Consider the following 23,360-nt stretch of genomic DNA (forward strand, 5'->3'; position numbering starts at 1 on the left):
GCCCGCGCCCGCGCCAGCGCCTGTGCCGCCGGCCGCCGCTGCCGCGCCGCCGCCCGTTCCGCGTACCGATCGTGTACGGCCTGAGCCTCCGCCAGCCGCCCCACCGCCACCAGCGCCTCCACCAGCAGATCCGGCCACGGCAGCACCCCCGGCTCGGAGATCCCCGACGCGTGCCTGATCCGCGTCAGCGGCCACAGCACGGAGATCACCCCCTCCGGATCCCCCCGCGCGGCGGCCAGGAACGCCGCCGCGGTCGCCAGATACCCGCCCGCCGCCACGCTCGGCGTCCTGACGTCCCGCAACCGGGCCTCCGCCCGCTCGAACTCGCCGCGCGCCGCCAGCGGCCACACCAGCAGCGCGTTCACATACGGCGTCAGCCAGTACTGCCCGCAGTCCTCCTCCAGCGACACCACCAGCGTGCCGTGCGCGAGCGCGTCGTCCCACCGCCCGAGCCGCACCTCCACCTGCGCCAGCAGCGCGGTGACCAGCAGCCGCGCCGGCACGTCGGTCGGCCCCGCCCCGGCCGCCACCCCGGCCAGGTCGGCGTGCGCGCCCGCCAGGTCGCCGCACCAGGTCCTGATCGCGCCCCTGGCGATCAGCCTGTCCCGCTCCTCGCCGGTCGCGATCGCCGGATCCGGCAGCTCGCCCAGATCCTCGCTCTGCCCGGCCAGGAACGCGCTGACCGCGTGGAAATAGCGCAGCAGGTCGGCGCCGGGAGCCGAGAAGGCCAGCGCCCGCCGCGACCAGGTCAGCGCCGACTGAGCCTGATCGTGCACCAGGTGCAGCAGCGACAGCGAACTCGCGATCCGCCGGGCCAGGACGGGCTCCTCGGCCGGCACGCAGTGCCGCCATGCGGCCTCCAGCAGCGTCAGCGCCCGCCCAGTGTCCCCGGTGACCTGCTCCAGCGCCCCCGACACGAACGCCCGCGCGGCCGGCAGCGCGATCGGCCCCGCCGCGATCTCCGACGCCCGCTCCACCTGGCCCGACTGGAGCAGCGCGTGCACCGCCTCCGCGTGGCACAGCGCCCGCTCCCGGCGCGAGGTGGACAGCTGCGCCGCGCAGGCCAGATGGTCGGCGGCGCTCTCCCACAGCCCGTCCGTCGCCTGCTCCCGCGCCATTTCCGCCATCTCGGCCGCCAGGCCGTCGTCGGCCCGCAGCACCGCCCGCATGCGGTGCCGCAGCCGGGTCGCCCCGTCGGCCACCAGCTTGGCCGCGTCCCGGTGCAGCCGGGTCCGGTCCCGCGGGCGCAGGCCCTGGTAGACGGCCGCCCGGGTGAGCGGGTGCGGGAACGCCACCACCAGCTCCCCGGCGGCGAACCGGTGCGCCAGCAGGTCCAGGTCGACGGCCTCGTCCAGCAGCGTGATCCCGTCCGCGACCCCGGCCAGCCGCTCGGCCTGCCAGAGCGGGCACGACTCGCCAAGCACGCCGGCCGCCTCCACCAGGGCGCGGGTCTCGCCGCCGAGCCGGGCCAGCCGGTCGGCCACGTCGCCCGCGTACGGCCGGGGGGCGGGCAGCCAGCCCAGCGGATCGGCCAGCACCTCGGCCGGGGCCTGCCGGAGCAGCGCCCCGGCGTAGAACGGATTGCCGCCGGTGTGCGAGCGCAGCCGGGCCAGCGCGGCGGCGCCCAGCGTCAGCCCGCTGCGCCCGGCCAGGTCGCCCAGCTCGGCCACGCTCAGGCCGGTCAGCGAGAGCCGTACGGCGTCGGCCAGCAGGCGGCGCAGGCCCTCGGGCAGGCGGGCGTCGGACTGGTCGCGGGTGACCACGACCACCAGCACCCGGTCGGCGCGCAGGCGGCGCAGCGCGAAGGTGAGCGCGTGCAGCGACGCGGCGTCGGCCCAGTGCGCGTCGTCGACCACGATCGCCACCGGGCCGTGCTCCTGCAGCTCGCCGAGGAGCTCGAGCAGCACCCCGCCGACCAGGACCGGGCCACCGTCCGGCCCTGGACCCGACCGCCCGGCCAGCGCGAGCAGCTGCCCGACCACCCCGTACGGCAGGGCGGTCTCCATCTCCTCACCACTGGCCGGGAGCACGCGGAAGTCGGGGGCCTCGGCGAGCGCGCACCGCACCAGCGCGGTCTTGCCCATCCCGCACGGGCCCTCGACGAGGACCAGGCGCGGGCTGCCCGAACGGGCGAGATCGAGCTGGGCCGCCAGCGCGGCCCGCTCCGCGGCGCGCCCGACGAGGGTTTCCCTCAGGTCAGCGAGGATCGTCACACTCTGTAGGAGCGCAGCGGAAGCCCCCTGATACATGGGATTCAGGCTTGCTCTTCATCACTGTCCGGCCCCAGCTTGGCACGCAGCGTCTTCAGGCACCTGGCCCGGGTCGGGCCGATGCTGCCGATCGGCATGTCCAGACCGGCGGCCACCTCGGCGTAGCTGGGCGGCGGGCTGGCCAGCTGCACCCGCAGCAGGCGGCGGCAGCGCACCGACAGCTGCTCGAAGGCGCGCAGCAGCCGCCGCATCCGGGCCGCGTCCAGGACCCCCTGCTCGGCCTCCAGGAGCGCGCGTTCGGGGGAGCGCTCGTCGGGACGCAGGTCGAAGACGAACGCGTCGGCCGTGGGGGTGACCCGCTGCCTGGCCCTGGCCAGCCGGATCGCCTCCCGCCTGGCGGTGGTGGCCAGCCAGCCGCCGATGCGCTCCGGATGCTCGATCCGGTCGAGTTGCTCGGCCAGCTTCAGCCAGGTGGTCTGGCAGACGTCGGAGCGGTCGTCATGGGCCAGGCCGAAACCCCCGGTGACCGCCCAGATGAGGCCGCTGAATCGCGCCACCAGAACGTTCCACGAGGACGTGTCCCCGCACGCCGCTCCTTTGACCAGGTCGGCGGGGTCGCCTGGGTCATTCGGAACGGTGGCGTCCAATTCGGTGCTCCTTCGGGGGGCGGCAGCAGCACAAGACGAGATCTAGCATCGATTCGGCCCAGGGGAAACCCGATTAGCGCGGCTCGCCCCGCATAGCTGGAACCCCGGCTTGCGGGCCGGAACCTCTGAATTCCCACGTGTCCCGGGAGTTTCGCGCGCGGTTTCGTCGACATTCTGGAATGATCGCGTCGATATCCCGTCGGACATCGAGGAATGACGGACTGATGCCACCTTTAGATCAACTCACCGCCTTCGTGTCTGCCAATCCCGTCGGAGCGGCCATCCTCGGCGTATTCGCACTGGTCGCCATATTCATCGCCCTGTTCGCGCTGCGCGCCCTCTACCGGGCCTGCTCCCGGTTCATCCGTGACTACGTGGCCGTCCGCCCGGCCGAGGACATCCTCACCATCGTCGCCGCCAGCATCGCCACCGGCGTGTCCGCCCAGGGCATGTGGCGCTTCTCCGGCGACGTGCTGGGCTTCGATGGACCGCTCCGGCTGCTGCTGTTCGCGTTCATCGAGGTCGCGGTCATCACCAGCGCCGTGCGGGCGCGCCGCAACATGCGCGAGAACTACTCCGCCGGCATCGACGGCATCGCCGTGTGGGCGCTGACCGGGCTTTCCGCCGTGCTGTCCAGCATGGACGCGCGCAGCCTGCCCGAGGCCCTGTTCCGGCTGGCCGCGCCGCTGGTCGCCGCCTGGCTCTGGGAGCGCGGCATGGCCATCGAACGGGTGCGCCTCACCGGGAGCTCCCGTATCCACTGGCGCCTCACCCCGGAGCGGGTCATGGTCCGGCTCGGCCTGGCCGAGGCCAGCGACCGCACCGCCTCCGAGGTCGACGCGCACCGCCGCCTGACCCGGGTGGCGCTGGCCGCCAAGCGGGCCCGGGCGCTGCGCGCCGCCGGCGCCTCCGACCGCCGCATGCGGGCGGCCCTCACCAAGCTGGACCGGGCCATGGACCAGGCGGTGGAGCACACCGGGCTGGCCATCGACCAGGCCCGCCAGGAGGCGCTGCTGTCCCAGATCGGCGCCCTCTACAACACCACCGCCCTCATCGACCTGCACCCGCCGGTGCCGTGGGAGCCGGAGGCGCCGCCGCCGATGCTGGCCCTGATGGCGCCCGACGACGAGGACGAGCGCCGCGAGTCCCGGCAGGAGACGCCGGTGGACACCATGCAGCGGGCGACCATGATCCGCACGGCGCGGGCGTACTGGGACGCGCAGATCGAGAACAAGTGGGTGCCGCGGGCGGCCGACATCGCGCGCGAGACCGGGATCCCGGTGGACACCGCCCGCGAGTACCGGTCGCTGTGGAAGCTGGAGGCCAACGCGCACGCCCTGATCGAGGCCGCCTACCTCGAGCACGGCATCGTGGACACCGGGTCCTTCCCGGCGGTCCCGCCGTCGGACCGCATCCTGTCGGTCAACGGAGCCGCCGTGAGCTGACCCGCTCCGCTCCGGAAACAGCCCCTGACGCGCTGGCGTCAGGGGCTGTTTCGTATTCCGTAACGAATGTATGTCATTACAAAGTCCTGACATGTCTGGCTTCGGGGAAGGCAAGAACATCTATCACATCGGGGATTTGAGCCGGTGAAGGGAGACCCCCATGTTCCGTCCGAAGCCGTTGGTGCTCGCCTGCGTGCTGGCCGTCGCCGCCTGCACGAGCCCCGCGAGCCCGTCCGGGTCCGCGACCACCGCCCCTGCCGCCCCCACCGCCGCCGCGCCGGCCGCCGGTGCCGCCACCTACGCCGTCGTCACCCACGGCGGGGTCGGTGACGCGTTCTGGGACGTGGTCAAGAACGGGGCCGAGACCGCCGGGACCGACCTCGGCGTGACCGTCACCTACGAGGGCGACGGCGACCCGCAGCGGCAGTCCCAGCTGATCGACGCCGCGGTGAACAAGAAGGTCAACGGCATCGTGGTCTCGATGGCCAACCCGGACGCGCTGCGCGCCTCCATCGAGGGGGCCGTGCAGGCCGGGATTCCGGTGATCACCATCAACTCCGGGCAGGACAAGTCCGTCGAGTTCGGCGCGATCACCCATGTCGGGCAGGACGAGCTGGTGGCTGGGCAGGGCGCGGGCGCCAAGCTCAAGGAAGCGGGGGTCGGCAAGCTCGTCTGCGTCGTGCACGAAGCGGGAAATGTCGGTCTTGAGCAGCGGTGCAAGGGTGCGGGGGAGACGCTCGGCGGCTCGGTGGAGAACCTCCAGGTGGACATCAACAACCTGCAGGAGGCGCAGTCCACCATCCAGTCCAAGCTGCAGGCCGACCCCTCGGTCAACGGCGTGCTGGCGCTGAACCCGGCCGTCGGCGCCGCCGCCGTGGGCGCGGTCAAGGGCGCGGGCTCGGCCGCCAAGGTCGCCACCTTCGACCTCAACGCCGACGTCATCAAGTCGGTGCAGGCGGGGGAGATCCTGTTCGCCATCGACCAGCAGCAGTACCTGCAGGGATACCTGCCGATCGTGCTGCTCAACCTCTACAAGACCAACCTCAACGTGGCCGGGGGCGGGCACCCCGTGCTGACCGGGCCCGGGTTCGTGACCAAGGAGAACGCGGCCCAGGTGGCCGAGCTCACCGGCAAGGGCACCCGGTGACGGTCGGCCAAGGAGAACGCGGCTCGGATGACCGGCACCCGGTGACTCTTACCCAAGGGGACGGCGGCCCGGCTGAGCGGCAGGAGGCTCCGGTGCGGCGCGTGGCCGCGCCGGAGCGCCGGCGGGCGCGCCAGGTGCTGGCCCGGCCGGAGATCGGGGCGCTGGTCGGCGCGCTCGTCGTGTTCGCCTTCTTCGGCACGCTGTCGGAGGTGTTCCGGAGCCCGGCGGGGATCGCCAACTGGCTGGACCCGGCCTCCACCCTGGGGATCATGGCCGTCGCCGTGGCCCTGCTGATGATCGGCGGCGAGTTCGACCTGTCGACGGGGGTCATGACCGGTTCGACCGCGATCGTCACCGGCCTGGTGGCGACGCGGCTCGGGTGGAACGTCTGGCTCGCGATAGCCGTGTCGCTGGTGTTCGCGGTGGCGGTCGGCTTCCTCAACGGCTATCTGGTGATGCGGACCGGCCTGCCCAGTTTCATCATCACGCTGGGGAGCTTCCTCATGCTGCAGGGCCTCAACCTGGGGGTCACCAAGCTGATCACCGGCACGGTCCTGATCCGCGGCCTCGCCGACGTGCCCGGCTACCACAGCGCCTCCATGGTGTTCGCGTCCACCGTGTCGCTGTTCGGCGGCGCCTTCCGGGTCTCGATCCTGTGGTGGCTCTGCCTGACCGCCCTGGCCGTGTACGTGCTGCGCCGCACCGCCTTCGGCAACTGGGTGTTCAGCGTCGGCGGCGACGTCCGGGCGGCCCGCAACGTGGGCGTGCCCGTGGTCCGCACGAAGATCACCCTGTTCGTGACCACCGCCGTGGCCGCCTGGCTGGTCGGCACGATGACGATCCTGCGGCTCACCTCCATCCAGGCCAACTCCGGCATCGGCCAGGAGCTCATCTACATCGTCGCCGCCGTCATCGGCGGCTGCCTGCTCACCGGCGGGTACGGCTCCGCCGCCGGCGCCACCCTCGGCGCGCTCATCTTCGGCATGGTCTCCCAGGGCATCGTGTACGTCGGGTGGGACGCCGACTGGTTCAAGTTCTTCCTGGGGGCGATGTTGCTGCTGGCCGTGCTCACCAACCAGTTCGTCCGCCGGTACGCGGAGGAGGCCGGGAAATGAGTCCCTTGCTCGAGGTTCGCGGCATCGGCAAGCAGTTCGGGTCCGTCGTCGCCCTCGCGGATGTCTCCACCCAGGTCAGCGGGGGCACGGTGACGTGCGTGCTGGGCGACAACGGCGCGGGCAAATCCACATTTATCAAGATTCTTTCGGGCGCGCATCGGCATGACAGCGGCGAGTACCTCATCGACGGGTCGCCGGTCCGCCTCGACAGCCCGCGCGAGGCGCTGGACCGGGGGATCGCGACCGTCTACCAGGACCTGGCGATGGTCCCGCTGATGCCGGTCTGGCGGAACTTCTTCCTCGGCGCGGAGCCCACCAAGGGCTGGGGGCCGCTGCGGCGCCTCGACATCGCCCGCGCCAAGGAGACCACCCGGCGCGAGCTCCTGGACATGGGCATCGACATCCGCGATCCCGAGCAGCCGGTCGGCACCCTGTCGGGCGGCGAGCGCCAGTCGGTCGCCATCGCGCGGGCCGTGCACTTCGGCGCGCGGGTCCTGATCCTGGACGAGCCGACCTCGGCGCTGGGGGTCAAGCAGGCCGGGGTGGTGCTGCGCTACATCATGCAGGCCCGGCAGCGCGGCCTCGGCGTCATCTTCATCACCCACAACCCGCACCACGCCTACCCGGTCGGCGATCGGTTCCTGCTCCTCAAACGCGGCCGCGGCCTCGGCGAGTACGGCAAGGACGACATCACCGTGGCCGAACTCACCCAGCTGATGGCCGGCGGCGCCGAGCTGGAGCAGCTCGGCCACGAACTCGCCGCCTACGGTGACGTCGCGGCGCGCATCGAGGAGGAGGTCGCCACCCTAGCGGCCCCCGTAAAGTCGGAGGATGAGCAACCTTGAGCCAGACCCCCGGGAGGCCGTCTGCGGCACGCACGGGGCACCAGGGCCGACGTTCGAGCTGCTGACCGGCCGGGACGTGGTGCTCGGCGGGCCACGGGGGCTGCGGGTCACCCGGACGCTGCCGAGCCGGGGGCGGCGCATGGTCGGGGCCTGGTGCTTCCTGGACGCGTACGGGCCGGAGGAGGCGGACATGCGGGTGCCGCCGCATCCGCACACCGGGCTGCAGACGGTGAGCTGGCTGGTCGAGGGCGAGGTCCTGCACCGCGACTCGGTGGGCAGCGAGCAGCTGATCAAGCCCGGCCAGCTGAACCTGATGACCTCGGGGCGCGGGATCGCGCACTCGGAGGAATCCGCGTACGGCCGGATCCACGGCGCGCAGCTGTGGGTGGCGCTCCCGGGGACCGACCGGGACATCGCCCCGCATTTCGAGCATCACGCGGCGCTGCCCCTCCTGACCTGGCCGGACGGGGCCGAGATAACGGTGATCATGGGTCAGCTGGCGGGCATGACCTCGCCCGCGACGACGTACACACCGCTGGTGGGCGCGGAGATCACGGTGACCTCGTCCCTGAGCATCCCGCTGCGCGCCGACTTCGAGCACGCCGTGATCACCCTGTCCGGAGCCGCCGAGATCGAGGGCGGCACCCTGGAACCCGGGCCCCTGCTCTACCTGGGCGCGGGCCGGGAGGAGCTCTCCATCCGGGCGCTGCGGCCGTCCCGCCTGCTGCTCCTCGGCGGCGAGCCGTTCGAGGAGGAGATCGTGATGTGGTGGAACTTCGTCGGCCGCAGCCATGAGGACATCGCCAGGTTCCGCGAGGACTGGGAGGCGGGCCGGGGCTTCGGCGAGGTCACGGGCTTCGACGGCCCGCGACTGCGCGCCCCGGCCCTGCCCGGCGCCACCCTGCGCCCACGCGGGCGCGAACATTAGCGGTGCCGGCCGTCCGGGTGCAGGACGACCTTGGTCCAGCCCTCGTCGCGGGCGTCGAAGTGGCGGTAGCCCTCCGGGGCCTGCTCCAGCGGCAGCTCGTGCGAGATGACGAACGACGGTGTGGCCCGGCCGGTGTGGATGAGGTTGCGCAGCCGCCGGTTGTAGGCCTTGACGTTCGCCTGGCCGGTGCCCATCTTCAGGCCCTTGAACCAGAACAGGCCCATGTCGAAGGGGATCTCGCCCCTTCTGGTGCTGTCGTCCGGCGCGCCCGGGTCCTGCGGCAGGAAGACGCCGATCACGCCGATGCCGCCGGTCGGGCGGACCGACCTGACCAGGTTGTTCATGGTCATGTTGGGATGTTCCCGGCCCTGGGGGTCGTGCGCCTGGTAGCCGACGCACTCGCAGCCCCGGTCGGCGCCCTCACCGGCGGTCAGGCCCAGGATCTGCTCCACCGGCGAGCCCTTGGCGTCGTCGATCGGGATGGCGCCGATCTGCTCGGCCAGGCGCAGCCGGTCGGGATGGCGGTCGACGACCATGACCTTGCTCGCGCCCTTGATCAACGCCGAGTAGGCGCACATCAGGCCGACCGGGCCCGCGCCGTACACGACGGCCGACTCGCCGGGCCGCAGTCCGGCCAGTTCCGTGCAGTGCCAGCCGGTCGGGAAGATGTCCGACAACATCACGTAGTCGTTCTCCTTCTCCTTCGCGTCGCCCGGCAGCCGCAGGCAGTTGAAGTCGCCGTACGGCACGCGCAGGAGTTCGGCCTGGCCGCCGTTGAACGGGCCCATGCCGGCGAAGCCGTACGCGGCTCCGGCGGTTCCGGGGTTGAGGGTGAGGCAGAAGCCGGTGAGCCCGGCCTCGCAGTTCTTGCAGTGGCCGCAGGCGACGTTGAACGGCAGGCAGACCATGTCGCCCACCCTGATCCGGTCCACGGCGGAGCCGATCTCGACCACCTCGCCGAGGTTCTCGTGGCCGAGCACCCGGCCCGGTTCCATGGTCGTGCGGCCTTCGTACATGTGCAGGTCGGAACCGCAGACGCCGGTCGTGGTGATCCGTACCAGGACGTCCGTCGGCCGTTCGATCCGGGCGTCGGGCACCTCTGTCACGACGACATCACGCGCGCCGTTGTACACCAGTGCTTGCATGATCAGTCCCCCGTGTTTCGGCGGTGAGGAGGAGTACGTATCCGGAATGAACCGGTTTTTCCTCCGTAGTAGCCACTCCCCGCCAAAACCGGACGAATGCCCTATGTCTGGTCAAATTCGGTAACGCCTTCGTTGGACGTCACTGAGTTGGACGTCACTCAGGCGATGACTCGCTGGGGGACTCGCTGTGGCGTTCGCGGAGTTTGGCGCGGATCTCGTCGGGGGTGTACGCACGACGGCGGCGCTCGCCTCGGGCGATGACGACTCCGGTCGCGGCGACGCCCGCGAAGGCGGCCAAGCCGAGTATCTTCCACCAGCGCATGTGCTTAGGGTAGCGGTGTGAGCGGGATCAGTCTTGACGAAGCCCTGAATCTGACCAGGACCGGGGACGTGTGGGTGTTCCGGGGGCGTTCCGTGCCTGACCGGGCCATTCAGATGACGACCAACAGTCCGGTCAACCACGTCGGCATGTCGGTGGTGATCGAGGACCTGCCGCCGCTGATGTGGCACGCGGAGCTGGGGCGCTCGCTCCCGGACGTGTGGTCGGGGACCCGGCAGCGCGGCGTGCAGCTGCACGACCTGCGCGAGGCGGTGCTGGTCTGGGCCAACAGGTACGGCCAGCGCGGCTGGTTGCGCCAGCTCGAACCGCCGGCGACGCGGGAGATGGAGGACGCCGCGCTGCGGACGGTGGCCCGGCTGGACGGGACGCCGTTCCCGTCGACGGCGCGGCTGGCGGGGCGGTGGATCCGGGGGCGGCTGCCGTCCCGGCGTTCGCGCGAGATGGCGCTGGAGAGCGCGTACTGCGCGGAGGTGGTCGCGGTGACGTACGAGGAGATGGGGCTGCTGACCGACCGCCGTAAGCCGAACTGGTACGACCCGGGCAGGTTCTGGAGCGGCGACGACCTCGATCTGGCCACCGGATTCCACCTTGGCGGGGAGATTTCGGTACAGATCCCCAAAACCTGACCACAGAACTTTACAGTTCGCTGCCCCTTTTGTCTGATTTGTCGGGTATACAGGTATATATCCGGTCAAGTTAGGGGGCGTTCGTGGCTCGGCTTATTGGGGTCTTGATGATCCTGGCCATGATAGGTGGGTTGGCCTATCTGATTGCCATTGACCTACTGGGACAGTAGGCACGGGGATTTGGGTGCCCCTACACTGAGGGACGGCGAACTCTCGCGCCGAACCTCCTCAGCGGGCACCCACGCGGCTCGCCGAACGCGGAGGCAAAGGGGACTCGACGCGCCTCGGGAGACGCGGTCTCGGACATCATGACCTTGCGGCAAGCCGGATAGCGGGCGTGGGCCGGGTTCGGCGCGTGCCGCGAGCGGAGTCATGCGATGACCGACAAGAAGCAGCTCAAGGCCCGCATCCGGGCCCGGATGGCGAAAACCGGCGAGAGCTACACCACGGCCAGGCGGCACCTGGTCGGCGCCCAGGACGGCCCCGCCGTCGACGGCGGCTGGCGGTTGAACGGGGGACGGCACCCCGACAGCGCCGCGATCACCAACATCCTCCGCAACGGCGGAGCCGAGGTCAGCGAACCGCTGGTGTTCGTGGCCGGGGGCGGACTCGGCGCCGGCTACATCCTGTGGGAGTTCAAGCACGACGACAGCCGTCACGTCACGCTCGGCTTCCGCAACCAGTGGCAGTATCCGCAGCGCTGGCTGGAGAAGACGCTCACCCGGCTGGGCGTCAAGCACGACGCGCACACCACCGGCGGCGCGAAGGCCGCCTCGCAGCGGCTGACGGCCGAACTCGACGCGGGCCGCGCGTGCGTGATCATGCCGGATCGGTATCAGATCGGCTACTGGAACGCGCCCGCCTCGCTGGACGGCTACGGCGGCCATCCGGTGATCGCCTACCGGCGGGACGAGACCGGCGTCTTCCTGGACGACCGCAACCTCGCGCCGCTGCGCGTGCCCCAGGAGAAGGTGGACGCGGCCAGGGCCAGAGTCGGCTCGTACAAGAACATGCTGGTAGTGCCGTATCCGGGGGAGCTCACGCTGCCCGAGGCGGTGCGGGACGGGCTCAGGGACTGCGCCGAGCACCTGTCGCTGCCCTCCGACTCGTTCTCGCTGCCCGCCTGGCGCAAGTGGAGCCGTACCATCCTGGACGGCAAGGCCGCCAAAGGCTGGCCGAAGGTGTTCGCGGACGGGCGCGGGCTGGCCGGGGCGATGCTCTCCACCTGGGAGGGGATCGAGCCGGTCGGACAGGATGGCGGCAACCTGCGCGACCTGTTCGCCGACGGCCTGGACGAGGCCGCCGCGATCCTTGGGTTTCCGCTGGGCGAACTGGCGACGGAGTTCCGGCGCATTCACGGGCTCTGGCACGGGCTCGCCGAGGCGGCCCTGCCCGATTCCGAGTACGGCCGGCTGCGCGAGCTGACCGCGGAGATCCGGGAATCGCTCATCGCCGAGGGGGCCGCCTCCCCGGACGCCTCGCGCGAGCTCTGGGAACTCCGGGCGGCGGCCGACAAGGCGGTCGTGGATCTCGACAGGTTCGCCGACCTGAGTGAACGGCTGGCCAACATCTTCGAGGCCGAAACCGCCGCGATCGCGCGACTCCGAAGCGTGATCACAGCATAAAGGCACCTGATCGCGGGCATTGACCCAGGGAATTCTCAGGATAACCACCTAGGGTCCCCCTGCATGAACTGGAAACAGAAGGTGAACTCCGCGCTGGGGGAGTTCACCGGGTTCCATATCGCCAAGGTCGGCGGGGAAACCGAGCCCGGCAAGGCTCCCGAGCCCGTCGAGGTCCGGCCCCCCGCCGACCCCAGGACCGACCGGCTGCTCCGCGCGCCCGTGTTCGTGATGTCGCCGGTCCGGTCCGGGTCCACGCTGCTCCGCGCGCTGCTCAACGCGCACTCGCTGCTGCACGCGCCGCACGAGCTGCACATCCGCCGCCTCAAGGTGGACTTCGGCACCACCCTCGCGGAACGCGCCATGCACGCGCTCGGCCACAACCAGGCCGACCTCGAACACCTCCTGTGGGACCGGGTCCTCCACCGCGAACTGCTCAGAAGCGGCAAGAGCCACATCGTCGACAAGACGCCCGCGAACGCGTTCGCCTGGGAGCGCATCTCGACCTGCTGGCCGGACGCCCGGTATGTCTTCCTGCTCCGGCATCCGGTCTCGATCGCCCGCTCCTGGCATGAGGCCGACCCGGCCAAACGTACGCCGGAGGAGGCCGCGCAGGACGCGCTGCGCTACATGAAGGCGGTGCAGCGGGCCCGCAAGGGGCTGACCGGTCTCACCGTGCGGTACGAGGATCTCACCGCCGATCCCGAGGCCGAGGTCCGGAAGATCTGCGAGTATCTCGCCATTCCGTACGAGCCGGGGATGCTGCGCTACGGCGAGCAGAGCGTGCTCACCAAGGGCCTCGGCGACTGGAAGGACAAGATCCGCTCCGGCGAGGTCCAGGCCGGGCGGGAGCTGCCCGGCGCCGACGAGATACCCGACCTGCTCCGCCCGATGTGCGAGCGCTGGGGGTACGTGACCCCGTGAAGATCCGTTACCTGCTGCTGCACGCGTACGGGATGGGCGGGACGATCAGGACGGTGATCGGGCAGGCCAACGCCATGGCCGCGCTCGGGCACGACGTCGAGCTGGTCAGCGTCGTCCGCCGCCGCGACGAGCCCCAGTTCAGGATCGATCACCGGGTGACGCTCAGCGCCCTGGTGGACGAGCGCGCCGGACGCACCGAGGTCACCTTCCGCGATCGGGTGATGCGGCGGGTGCGCGGCAAGGCCGTCCCGTTCGGGGAGTTCGCCGCCCGCTACTTCACCCCGCACGTGGAACGCGCGGTCACCGCGTACATCGCCGGCCTGGACGGCGGCGTGCTGGTCACCACCAGGCCCGCCCTCAACCTGATGGCGGCGCGGCACGCGCCACGCGGACTGGTCACCGTGGGGCAGGAGCACATGAACCTGCGCACCCACCACGAAGCCGTCCGCAAGTCCATCGCCCGCTGGTATCCGCGGCTGCGGATGGTGGCCGTGCTCACCCGCACCGACCAGGGCGACTACCAGCGGCTCGCGCCCGGCGTGCGGACCGCGCACATCCCCAACGCGGTCTCCGGAGCCGGCCGCAGGCGCTCCGCTCTCACCGCCCCCACGGTGATCGCGGCCGGGCGGCTGCGCGTGCAGAAGGGCTTCGACCTGCTGATCCCCGCCTTTGAGCAGATCGCCCCGGGCCACCCCGACTGGCGCCTGGACATCTACGGCGAGGGCCAGAAACTCCAGGAACTCCGGCGCATGGTCAAGATCCCCGGCCAGGTACGGCTGCGCGGCCGGACCACCCGGCTCGACGAGGAGCTGGCCAACGCCTCCGTCTTCGCGCTCAGCTCCCGGTTCGAGGGCCTGCCCATGGTCATGCTCGAAGCCATGGCGCACGGCCTCGCCGTGGCCGGATTCGACTGCCCGACCGGGCCCGGCGACGTGATCGTGGACGGCGTCAACGGCCTGCTCGTGCCGCCCGAGGACGTGGACGGCCTGGCCCGCGCCATCGCCCGCCTCGCCGACGACGCCGAGCTGCGGGAACGCCTCGGCGCGGCGGCCCTGGAGACGGCCAGGATGTACTCGCCCGAGGCGGTGATGCCGCGGTGGGAGCAGCTCTTCACCGAACTGCTCGCGGCGCGTTAGCGCGGTCATTACCCTCATACCGGTGATCCAGGGCATCGATGTCTCGGACTGGCAAGGCGCCGTCGACTGGTCCGCGCACGCCGAGACCGACATGGGATTCGCGTTCGCGCGGGCGACCGAGGGCGACGGCGTCGTGGACTCGCGCTTCGCCGAGAACTGGGCCGCGATGGGCCGCAGCGGCCTGGTCCGCGGCGCCTACCACGTCGCCCACCCGCACGGCGACCCGCTCGCCCAGGCCAGGCACTTCCTGGACACGGTACGGCTCGCGCCCGGCGACCTGGCCGCCGTCGAGTTCACCCGCGACGGCGCGCTCCCCGCCGAGCAGGTCGCCGCGTTCGGCCGCCGATGGTGCGCCGAGGTGGCCCGGCGCTGCGGCCTGCGCCCGCTGGTCTGGACGCACGCCCACTTCGCCATGGCGGGCCACTGCGAGGGCCTGGAGACGTACCCGCTCTGGATCACCGCGCCAGGCCACCCGATGGGGCGTCCGGTGGTGCCGCCGCCCTGGGACTCCTGGACGATTCACCAGTACGCGGGCAGCCCGATCGACCTCGACGTCTTCGCCGGCACGCTGGCCGAGCTGCTGGCCCTGGGCGCGCCCGACAAGCGAGCGAAATAGGTGCGCCGAGCCCGGTAGAGTCGGCATGTTCTCATCGTGTTCAGCTCGTGAAGGAGTCATCGTGTCTGCCGCCCTCGAAATTCACCTCACCCTCGCCGGAGCCGAGCGTGCGGTGGCGGCGGGGACGACGTATGGCGAGCTGCTCGAAGCCGACGGGCGAACGGTGATCGCCGCGCGGGCCGGGGGCGAGCTGAAGGACCTCGCGGCCGTCGTCGCCGACGGGGACGACGTCGAGCCGGTCGCCATCGACAGCGCCGACGGGCGGGCGATCCTGCGGCACTCCACCGCGCACGTGATGGCGCAGGCCGTGCAGGAGCTCTTTCCCGAGGCGAAGCTGGGGATCGGGCCGCCCGTGGAGAACGGGTTCTACTACGACTTCGACGTCAAGGAGCCGTTCACGCCGGATGATCTCAAGCGCGTCGAGAAGCGCATGCGGGAGATCGTCAAGCAGGGGCAGCGTTTCGCGCGGCGGCCGGTGTCGGACGCGGCGGCGCGGGAGGAGCTGGCGGCGGAGCCGTACAAGCTTGAGCTGATCGGGCTGAAGGGTGGCGCGTCCGGGGAGGACGGGGCGAATGTCGAGGTGGGCGGCGGGGAGCTGACCATCTACGACAACCTGGACGCCAAGACCGGGGAGCTGTGCTGGAAGGATCTCTGCCGGGGGCCGCATCTGCCGACGACCCGGGTGATTCCGGCGTTCAAGTTGATGCGGTCGGGGGGTGCGTACTGGCGGGGGAGTGAGAAGAACCCGCAGTTGCAGCGGATCTACGGGACGGCGTGGGAGTCGCGCGAGAAGCAGGACGAATACCTGGAGTTCCTGGCTGAGGCGGAGAAGCGGGATCACCGCAAGCTGGGGGCGGAGCTGGATCTGTTCTCCTTCCCTGATGAGTTGGGGTCTGGGCTGCCGGTCTTTCACCCGAAGGGGGGGACGATCCGGCGGGTTATGGAGGATTACTCGCGGCGCAAGCACGAGGAGGCGGGGTACTCGTTCGTCAATACGCCGCATATCACGAAGGACAATCTGTACAAGACTTCTGGGCATCTGGAGTGGTACGCGGACGGGATGTTCCCGCCCATGGAGCTCGAAGGCGCCAAGTACTACCTCAAGCCGATGAACTGCCCGATGCACAACCTGATCTTCCGGGCGCGCGGGCGGTCCTATCGGGAACTGCCGTTGCGGACGTTCGAGTTCGGGACCGTGTATCGGTATGAGAAGTCCGGGGTGGTGCACGGGCTGACCCGGGTGCGGGGGCTCACGCAGGACGACGCGCACATCTACTGCACGCGTGACCAGATGCGCGACGAGCTGAAGTCGCTGCTGCGTTTCGTGCTCGATCTGCTGCGTGATTATGGTCTTAACGACTTCTACCTGGAGCTTTCGACCAAGGATCCGGTCAAGTTCGTCGGGACTGATGAGGATTGGGCGGAGGCCACGGAGACGCTTCGCGAGGTCGCAGAATCCGAGAAGCTGGAGCTTGTGCTCGATCCCGGTGGCGCGGCCTTCTACGGGCCGAAGATCTCCGTGCAGGCGCGGGACGCGATCGGGCGGACCTGGCAGATGTCGACCATCCAGCTCGACTTCAACCTGCCGGAGAGGTTCGACCTGGAGTATTCCGCCGCGGACGGGACCCGGCAGCGGCCGGTCATGATCCACCGCGCGTTGTTCGGGTCGATCGAGCGGTTCTTTGGGGTGTTGACCGAGCATTACGCGGGGGCTTTCCCGGCTTGGCTCGCGCCGGTGCAGGTGATCGGGATTCCGATCGCGGACGCGCACGCGCCGTATCTGCTGGAGGTGGCGGAGCGGTTGAAGGCGAAGGGCATCCGGGTCGAGGTGGACGCTTCCGCGGACCGCATGCAGAAGAAGATCCGCAACGCGCAGAAGTCGAAGGTGCCTTACATGCTGCTGGCGGGGGATGAGGACATCGCCGCCGGGGCGGTTTCGTTCCGGTACCGCAGCGGCGAGCAGAAGAACGGCGTCCCCATCGAGGACGCGATCGCGGAAATCGTCGACACGGTGGAACGCCGCCTGGTTTAGGGGTTCGGTCGGGTACGGCTTCCGGCGTGGTGTTCAGTCGGTCCGGCTTTTCGGACGGACTTCTGGTCGAACAGGGCTTCTCGGATATCCGGGAAGCCACCGCGTCGGCGGGCACGGGCGGAGCCCGAGGGGAAGTAATCCAGCCTGCCCGGACAACCACATCGCCGCCCGGGCACCTCAGACAGGAGCCGCTACTCCAGGTACCCCATGAACCCGCACAGGGCGTCCACGTTGTCGGGGATGGCGGTGATAAGGCCGGTGGGGTGCAGCACGAGAGCCGCGTTGTTGTAGGTGTTGGAGTTGTAGGAGTAGAACCAGAACGGCCCGTTAAGCCAGTTCGACGAGATGATCGACGAAATCCACGCGTCAGTGAGATTCATCGGCAAAGCCGGATAGTTTTTGATCTGGGCGAAGGCGTCCTGACGGGACAGCCTGGGAGTAAGAAATATGAGAACTCGGCCACTCGTGGCCGCCCCATCACCCTGGATGATCTTCGTCTGCTCGTCCTGCATTGTCATTGCGACATCCCCTGTTTCCCCGCTGGAGCGCACACCTTGCACACCCCCAAAACTTCGGAATGTAGCATTCCCGCTACTTATCGTGACAAACGATAGCAGGTCACCCCAAGTCGCAGCAGGTGATCGGGGCGCAGACTCGGTTTCGGTCGGGACAGTCGGGGATGAATCCGGCGTTCGCGATAACGCTGGGTGACGCGTTTCCCCAGATCGGCGTGCTCGGTAAGGTACGGCTCCCGATCAGCCAGGAGCCGTACCTTCTTGTGAGATCAGGCGGGCTCGGGTTCGGTTTCCTCGCCGGGGAGGCGCACGTCGTCGACGGTGACGTTGACCTCGACGACCTCCATGCCGAGCATCTGGGCAACCGACGTCGCCACGTTCGACTGGACTTCGGCGGCCACCTCCATGACCACATGACCGTAGATGATCACGATCGTGATGTCGATGGCGACCAGGCCGTCCTGGATTTCGGCCTTGACGCCCTGGTTGGCGCGCTTGGAGCCGAAGCCGATGCGGTCGCGGACCGATTCGAAGGCGCGCTCGAAGTCGCCGCCCAGATCGGCCACGCCCGGGACCTGGAGGGCGGCCAGAGCGGTGACCTTCTCCACCACCTCGTCCGCGACGGTGATCTTCCCCTTGAGCCCGGACACCGAGATGGCGTCGACGTGCGCGGCTCCCTCGGCGGCTGGCGCTTCCTCGGCGGCTGGCGCTTCCTCGGCCGGTTCGTCGATGACGGATCCGGCGGTCTCCTCGTAGGACACGATTTCGGTCATCAAATTCTCCCGTGGATACTCTGGCGTTCACGCTGCGGCGGCAGCGGGAGTGGGAAGACCATCTGAGGCCCGCGCGTACCCTGAGCTGGTTTCAACGGTGCTCTCCTTGGTCGTGGTGTAGCCGTAGCCGTCCGCTCGTTGGAGCAGTCGGACGTGGCGGTGATTGATGCCCTGCACGGTGCCGTGAACGGTGGTGATGTTGAAGCGGCCAGTGGAGCGAACCGCGACCCGGCCCGTGTGGACCCCGGCGTTCTTGCCTTTCGGTACGTTGGCCCGGACCAGGTCACCGGTGACGAAGCCGCGAACCTGTTTGATCCTGGGCAGTCGTAGGCGGGGGAAGCCGTAGGCGTCGGTGCGGGTCCGGCAGTACCTGCCGCGCCCGGTGGCCTTGACCAGGAGGACCTGTGAGGGCCAGCCGGTCACGGTGTCGAGTTCGCCGACGTGGAGTGCGTCCAGAGTGTGGGATTTCGGCGCGCCGGTGCGGGAGCGGTTCCATTTGGTGCGCCCGCCCGAACCGGTGACCACGGGCAGCCCGGTCGCCTCCAACGCCCGCCACAACGCCCAGCGGGTCGCGTTGACCGCTGCCGCATCGCGAAGCGGGAGCTTGGCTTTCTTCACGACCCGAGCCAGGAGCGCGGGTCTGTCTTGCAGGAACTCCTCCACCGGAGTGGCGTTCTTGGCCCGGTTGCACCGTCGGCACGCCAACGTGAGATTACTGACCCAATCGGAACCGCCACGGACGCGGGGGTGGAGATGGTCGACCTGCAGCGGCAGGTTCTCCCTCCCGCAGTACACGCAGGCGCGACCCCATTTCTCCAGCAGGTATTGGCGGACCTCATAGCCCGCCAGAGTGCCCTGCTGATATTCCACGCCATCCAACGGCCTGCCCGCGCTCAGGGCGTGGGTGTCGAAGGACACCCGTTCGAAATGGATCACGCGGACCGGAGCCCACCGGGTCAGGCGGGACACCCACGACATGGTGGTGTCGACCCGGTGCCGCAGCGACGGGGCGAGCCACCCCTTCGGCTTGGCGCGGTTGGCGAAACGCGGGGCGCGGTAACGCAGGTTCGCGCTGCGCCGCCGACGCCGGTAGTTCGCACGAGAGGCCAGTCTGTCGCGGATCAGTCCGCCCCGGTGATCAAGCCGGACGCTGTACTTCCCGGTACGGGTGGCGCCATCGCCGGTGAACACCGCGATCCCGGTGTGCTTGGAGCCGGGGTCGATTCCCACCTGCACTCCTTGAACAGTGGATTCGGCGATGATGCGATCTTTGAGCCGGATCACGAACGGGGTGTGGCGGGCCACCACGGCCCGGCCGGAGTCCAGGAGTCGCCTGGCTCGGGCTGGGCTGGTGGGCTGAACTGGTGTTCCATGCTTGTCCAGGACGAACACCACGGGGGCGTTACCGCCCCGATCTCCCGCGACGGGTGAACCCGCCTTGGGGTGACGCCGAACAGCCGGTGCCGACTGCCCGATCTCCCCTCGACCGTGTTGAACACCAGGTGCCACCGAGTAATCGGCGACGTCCGAGCCCCGTTCCGTGCTCACCCCGTGAGCGTTTTCTGCGGGCGCGGATTCCAGAGCAGCGGACTGAGGAAGCATCCACTGGCGGGTCTGCGATCTTGTGTTCAACGAAGCCATCTGGCTGCACCTCCAATGGTGATGGCTGGTCTGGTCAACGTGGAGCCAGTCGATACAGCAAGAGCCGCATCTCAAGCTTCGGCCTTCAAGCCGGGGTCGTTGACGTGGATCATCTCCTCGTGAGTCAGGCTGGAATTCTGCCGGAAGATCAGGAGCTTTGTCCGCCGATAGGCTGCACGTGCCGGTCGAGGTTCCAGAGGGCTGTCCGTACTCTTCGGTGAACGTTGTCCCAACCGGGCACGGATCGCTGACATTGGGGGGCCGCCCGTCCGAGTACGGCCGGGTCATATGCTGACCGATATGACAGATGACCCGGGGCTGCCGGAGGGGGCGGGCGTACCTGACGCTTTCGGACGACTCTGGACCCCCCACCGGATGGCGTACATCAAGGGCGAGAACAAGCCGTCCGGAACCGGCGCCGACGACGGTTGCCCGTTCTGCGAGATCCCGAAGCATGACGACGCGGACGGCTTGATCATCGCCCGCGGGTCGGTGGTATACGCGCTAATGAACCTTTATCCCTATAACTCCGGCCATTTGATGATTTGCCCGTACCGGCATGTCGCGGACTACACCGACCTGGACGACGCCGAAGTGGCCGAACTAGGAGATTTCACCAAGCGTGCCTTAAGCGCACTCCGGAAAGCCAGCGGCGCGCAAGGATTCAACGTGGGAATGAACCTCGGACTTGTGGCCGGAGCCGGGATCGCCGCGCATCTGCACCAGCACATCGTCCCGCGCTGGGGCGGCGACACCAACTTCATGCCGGTGATCGGCCAGACCAAGGTCCTCCCACAACTTCTCCGCGACACCCGCCAACTCCTCGCCGACGCCTGGCCCACCTGAGCCCGGCACTCGGCGCAGCCGAGTCCCACCGGGCGGGTCGGACGTTCGCCGGCAGGGCCTTTGTCGATCGAATTCTGACTGGGACAGTCGAAGTCTTGGCGGGCGAGCGGCAAGCCCTTGTATTTCGTGTGTTGGTGAATCCGGATCTGTCCTCGCAAGGCGATTCGGTACGCCCGAACGCCAAGCTTTCCGTGCCGTACGCCTTGCTGCGCCTGGGGCTTTTAGTCCACCTTTGTTCCATGACGGAGACGATGGTTGGGATTCGCCTCGATCTCGGGGCAGACAGCGACGCCGAGGAGCTCACGAGCGTTGCCAGGCGACTCCGTGACGAACTACGCCAACTGGATTTCGAGACCGTCCCGATGCCCACGGTGCCCCCTCCTCCCGGAGCCAAAGGACCGGTGATGGACGTCATCGGCGAGGTATGGGTCAGCGTCGCCGGGTCCGCCGGCGTGGCGGGACTGCTGGACGTCCTGGCCGCGTGGATCACCCGCGGACGCGGGCGCAGCGTCAAGCTTGAGCTGAACGGCCAGGTCATCGACGCGACCGGCCTGTCCCGCCGGGACCAGCGCCGATTGATCGAGGAGTGGATCGCCAGGCAGCGAGAAATCGAAGAATGAGCTCCCACGCCCTGATCGTCGCCGCCGACACCTACCGTGACTCCGGCCTGGCCGCGCTCCGCGCGCCGTCGCACGACGCCCGCGAACGGTGAATCTCGGAGTGCAGACTGTGGTCGTCGCGGCTCTTGTATTGCTGCGGCATCGTCTTCCTGTCCGGGAACCATGATCCCTCTTAGCGCCCGCCGGTCTGACTCGGTATAACCGCTGGCTGGGGAGGGCCCCAGAACGTCAGTGGGGGGCGCTACGCTGCGGTCGTGCTGGGCGGACGGGTGAGCCGTGCCGTGACGGGAGGGGGAAGCGTGACCATTGAAGCCGCCAACGGAGTCGGCTCGGACGTGGACGGGGATGTTCGCGCGGGGGTTGGCGGTGATGTGTCCGCTGATGTGGTCGGGCGGGTGCTGGGGACGCAGTCGGCTTCGCCGCTGTCGTTCTGGGTGGGGCTGGCGCCGGGGAAGGTGGTGCAGCTCGACGATGTCGTGGTGACCCGGCGGGATGTGCCGGGATACGGGCCGGTGCTGGTGGCGGGGATCGTGACCAAGGTCGAGGCGCGGCACGAGGGAGCCGCTTTCGACTCGGACGTCTTCCTGATCGCGGAGGGCAGCCTTCCGGCGGCGGTCGTGGAGGTGGCCGAGGTCAAGGTGACGCGGATCGAGCCGGAGGTGTTCGTGCCGCCGCTGCCGGGAGCGCTGGCATATCGGGCGCAGGGGGCCGAGCGGGACCAGGCGCTGTACTTCGACGTCATGGAACGCCGGGTGCCGATGGGTCTCGGGCGGGACGGGCTTCCGGCGTTCGTGAACTTCGACTTCCTGGACGGGACCCGCGGGGCGCACGTGTCGATCTCGGGCGTTTCCGGTGTGGCGACGAAGACGTCATTCGCCACGTTCTTGCTGTACTCGATTTTCAATTCGGGGATGCTCGGGGCGGAGGCCGCCAACACCAAGGCGCTGATCTTCTCGGTCAAGGGCGAGGATCTGCTGTTCCTCGACTACGACAACACCCGGCTGGACGACGTGGCCAGAGATCAGTACGGGCGACTGGGCTTGCCCGCACGACCCTTCCGGAGCGTGCACGTCTTCGCGCCGCCACGGCCGGGAGACCCCAACGCGGTCCCGCACGTGTCGGCGCGCACCCGCGGCGTGAGCGCGTTCTACTGGACGCTGGCCGACTTCGTCGAGCAGGAACTGCTGCGCTTCGTCTTCGCGGACGCCGACGACGAGCGCGCGCAATACAGCCTGCTCATCGGCCAGATGGCGGCCCGGTTGCGCGCCGCCGCCCAGCCCGCCGGAGACTCGGGAGCGATCAGGTTCGAAGACGGCCCGATCTGCCGGACCTACCAGGATCTGGTGGACTTCATCGACGACCGCCTCACCGACGAGGGCACCCGCGTCGCCTGGACCGGCGCCCCGATGCCGCTGGGCACGATCAACGCCTTCCTGAGACGGCTCAGAACCTCCATCAGATCGTTGTCCCCGATCGTCCGGGGCGACCTGCCACCCGGCCGGCCGCACACGATCGCCACCTCCGACGCCCAGGTCTCCATCGTCGACCTGCACAATCTCCCCGAACGGGCGCAACGTTTCGTGGTCGGCGTCGTCCTGCGCGGCGAGTTCGCCCGCAAGGAGAGCACGGGTTCGGCACGCCCGCTCCTGTTCGTCGTCCTAGACGAGCTCAACAAGTACGCGCCACGCGAAGGCGACTCCCCGATCAAGGAGATCCTCCTGGACGTCGCCGAACGCGGCCGATCCCTCGGCGTCATCCTGATCGGCGCCCAGCAGACCGCCTCCGAGGTGGAACGCCGAATCGTCGCCAACTGCGCCGTCCGCGTCGCCGGCCGCCTCGACCCCGCCGAAGCCGCCCGCGCCGAGTACGGCTGGCTGCCCCCCACCGCCAGGGAACGCGCCACCATCGCCAAACCCGGCACGATGTTCGTCGCCCAGCCCGAGATCCCCGTCCCGCTCGCCATCTCGTTCCCGTTCCCCGCCTGGGCCACCCGCCCGGCCGAAGCGGGCAACCCGCCACCCACGAGCAATACCCCATCCCGTCCGGCCTTGTCCGACCCGTTCGCGGGCTTAACCGCCGAAGCTCCTGAAGATGACATCCCGCCTTTCTAGGCTGTTCATCGTCGGCGCGGCAGGGCGGCGACCCGACCCGCGACCCCGATGCCAGACCGCGACACAGAGGTTCGAA

The 23,360-nt window shown here is 69.5% G+C and carries 21 protein-coding genes; 14 read left to right on the plus strand and 7 right to left on the minus strand.

Annotation, left to right across the window (positions count from 1 at the left end; genetic code table 11):
- Positions 1-2,213: AAA family ATPase (locus tag Aple_RS22370; RefSeq protein ID WP_170321618.1), on the minus strand; the 2,213-nt coding region annotated here is incomplete at its 3' end.
- 41 nt (positions 2,214-2,254) lie between these two features.
- Positions 2,255-2,857 (minus strand): RNA polymerase sigma factor, encoded by a 603-nt coding sequence (locus Aple_RS22375; RefSeq protein WP_170321619.1) that lies wholly within the window; start codon positions 2,855-2,857, stop codon positions 2,255-2,257.
- A gap of 254 nt (positions 2,858-3,111) precedes the next feature.
- Between Aple_RS22375 and Aple_RS22380 the strand changes: the two genes are divergently transcribed.
- From Aple_RS22380 to Aple_RS22400, 5 genes are all read left to right on the plus strand, one after another.
- Complete coding sequence (locus Aple_RS22380; protein WP_246264698.1) at positions 3,112-4,302, plus strand: hypothetical protein; 1,191 nt, start codon at positions 3,112-3,114, stop codon at positions 4,300-4,302.
- Positions 4,303-4,462: 160 nt separating this feature from the next.
- Entirely contained in the window at positions 4,463-5,449 is a 987-nt protein-coding gene (locus Aple_RS22385) for a sugar ABC transporter substrate-binding protein (protein ID WP_155346628.1), read from the plus strand.
- Positions 5,450-5,490: 41 nt separating this feature from the next.
- Positions 5,491-6,564: an ABC transporter permease gene (locus tag Aple_RS22390; protein ID WP_246264699.1), complete on the plus strand. Its 1,074-nt coding sequence runs from the start codon at positions 5,491-5,493 to the stop codon at positions 6,562-6,564.
- The gene (locus Aple_RS22395) at positions 6,561-7,409 is read left to right on the plus strand and encodes an ATP-binding cassette domain-containing protein (RefSeq protein ID WP_155346629.1); all 849 of its coding nucleotides are present in this window, start codon (positions 6,561-6,563) and stop codon (positions 7,407-7,409) included. The genes Aple_RS22390 and Aple_RS22395 overlap by 4 nt, the downstream gene beginning before the upstream one ends.
- A complete protein-coding gene (locus Aple_RS22400; protein ID WP_155346630.1) occupies positions 7,396-8,337 on the plus strand; it encodes a pirin family protein in 942 nt (313 codons plus the stop codon). Before Aple_RS22395 ends, Aple_RS22400 begins: the two co-directional genes overlap by 14 nt.
- On the opposite strand, the gene Aple_RS22405 is transcribed toward Aple_RS22400, so the two are convergent.
- On the minus strand, positions 8,334-9,482 hold the full coding sequence (locus tag Aple_RS22405; protein ID WP_155346631.1) for a glutathione-independent formaldehyde dehydrogenase: 1,149 nt from the start codon (positions 9,480-9,482) through the stop codon (positions 8,334-8,336). The genes Aple_RS22400 and Aple_RS22405 overlap by 4 nt on opposite strands.
- Positions 9,483-9,636: 154 nt before the next feature.
- Entirely contained in the window at positions 9,637-9,804 is a 168-nt protein-coding gene (locus tag Aple_RS52160; protein ID WP_170321620.1) for a hypothetical protein, read from the minus strand.
- Between the two features lie 26 nt (positions 9,805-9,830).
- Here Aple_RS52160 and Aple_RS22410 point away from each other — a divergent pair, with 26 nt between their 5' ends.
- The 6 genes from Aple_RS22410 to thrS all read left to right on the plus strand — a co-directional run bounded on the left by Aple_RS22410 (position 9,831) and on the right by thrS (position 16,778).
- A complete protein-coding gene (locus tag Aple_RS22410) occupies positions 9,831-10,448 on the plus strand; it encodes a hypothetical protein (protein WP_218038474.1) in 618 nt (205 codons plus the stop codon).
- 377 nt (positions 10,449-10,825) lie between these two features.
- Positions 10,826-12,073: a BtrH N-terminal domain-containing protein gene (locus Aple_RS22415; RefSeq protein WP_218038466.1), complete on the plus strand. Its 1,248-nt coding sequence runs from the start codon at positions 10,826-10,828 to the stop codon at positions 12,071-12,073.
- 63 nt (positions 12,074-12,136) lie between these two features.
- Positions 12,137-12,994, plus strand: a complete 858-nt coding sequence (locus Aple_RS22420) for a sulfotransferase family protein (protein WP_155346633.1) — start codon at positions 12,137-12,139, stop codon at positions 12,992-12,994.
- Positions 12,991-14,130, plus strand: coding sequence for a glycosyltransferase family 4 protein (locus Aple_RS22425; RefSeq protein ID WP_155346634.1), 1,140 nt, complete (start codon positions 12,991-12,993; stop codon positions 14,128-14,130). Before Aple_RS22420 ends, Aple_RS22425 begins: the two co-directional genes overlap by 4 nt.
- Before the next feature lie 22 nt (positions 14,131-14,152).
- Positions 14,153-14,746, plus strand: a complete 594-nt coding sequence (locus Aple_RS22430) for a glycoside hydrolase family 25 protein (RefSeq protein WP_170321621.1) — start codon at positions 14,153-14,155, stop codon at positions 14,744-14,746.
- Between the two features lie 61 nt (positions 14,747-14,807).
- A complete protein-coding gene (gene thrS / locus Aple_RS22435) occupies positions 14,808-16,778 on the plus strand; it encodes a threonine--tRNA ligase (RefSeq protein WP_155346636.1) in 1,971 nt (656 codons plus the stop codon).
- A gap of 191 nt (positions 16,779-16,969) precedes the next feature.
- On the opposite strand, the gene Aple_RS22440 is transcribed toward thrS, so the two are convergent.
- The 3 genes from Aple_RS22440 to iscB all read right to left on the minus strand — a co-directional run bounded on the left by Aple_RS22440 (position 16,970) and on the right by iscB (position 19,614).
- Positions 16,970-17,296 (minus strand): hypothetical protein, encoded by a 327-nt coding sequence (locus tag Aple_RS22440; protein WP_155346637.1) that lies wholly within the window; start codon positions 17,294-17,296, stop codon positions 16,970-16,972.
- A 266-nt stretch (positions 17,297-17,562) separates the two neighbouring features.
- Positions 17,563-18,066, minus strand: coding sequence for an Asp23/Gls24 family envelope stress response protein (locus Aple_RS22445; RefSeq protein ID WP_155346638.1), 504 nt, complete (start codon positions 18,064-18,066; stop codon positions 17,563-17,565).
- Between the two features lie 27 nt (positions 18,067-18,093).
- A complete protein-coding gene (gene iscB / locus Aple_RS22450; RefSeq protein ID WP_246264700.1) occupies positions 18,094-19,614 on the minus strand; it encodes an RNA-guided endonuclease IscB in 1,521 nt (506 codons plus the stop codon).
- A gap of 393 nt (positions 19,615-20,007) precedes the next feature.
- Between iscB and Aple_RS22455 the strand changes: the two genes are divergently transcribed.
- The 3 genes from Aple_RS22455 to Aple_RS22465 all read left to right on the plus strand — a co-directional run bounded on the left by Aple_RS22455 (position 20,008) and on the right by Aple_RS22465 (position 23,284).
- Positions 20,008-20,553: an HIT family protein gene (locus Aple_RS22455; RefSeq protein WP_308805514.1), complete on the plus strand. Its 546-nt coding sequence runs from the start codon at positions 20,008-20,010 to the stop codon at positions 20,551-20,553.
- A gap of 95 nt (positions 20,554-20,648) precedes the next feature.
- Positions 20,649-21,173: an effector-associated constant component EACC1 gene (locus Aple_RS22460; protein WP_155346640.1), complete on the plus strand. Its 525-nt coding sequence runs from the start codon at positions 20,649-20,651 to the stop codon at positions 21,171-21,173.
- A 299-nt stretch (positions 21,174-21,472) separates the two neighbouring features.
- The gene (locus Aple_RS22465) at positions 21,473-23,284 is read left to right on the plus strand and encodes an ATP-binding protein (protein ID WP_246264701.1); all 1,812 of its coding nucleotides are present in this window, start codon (positions 21,473-21,475) and stop codon (positions 23,282-23,284) included.
- Positions 23,285-23,360: the final 76 nt, after the last annotated feature.

The sequence above is a fragment of the Acrocarpospora pleiomorpha genome (genome assembly GCF_009687885.1).
Lineage (GTDB): Bacteria > Actinomycetota > Actinomycetes > Streptosporangiales > Streptosporangiaceae > Acrocarpospora > Acrocarpospora pleiomorpha.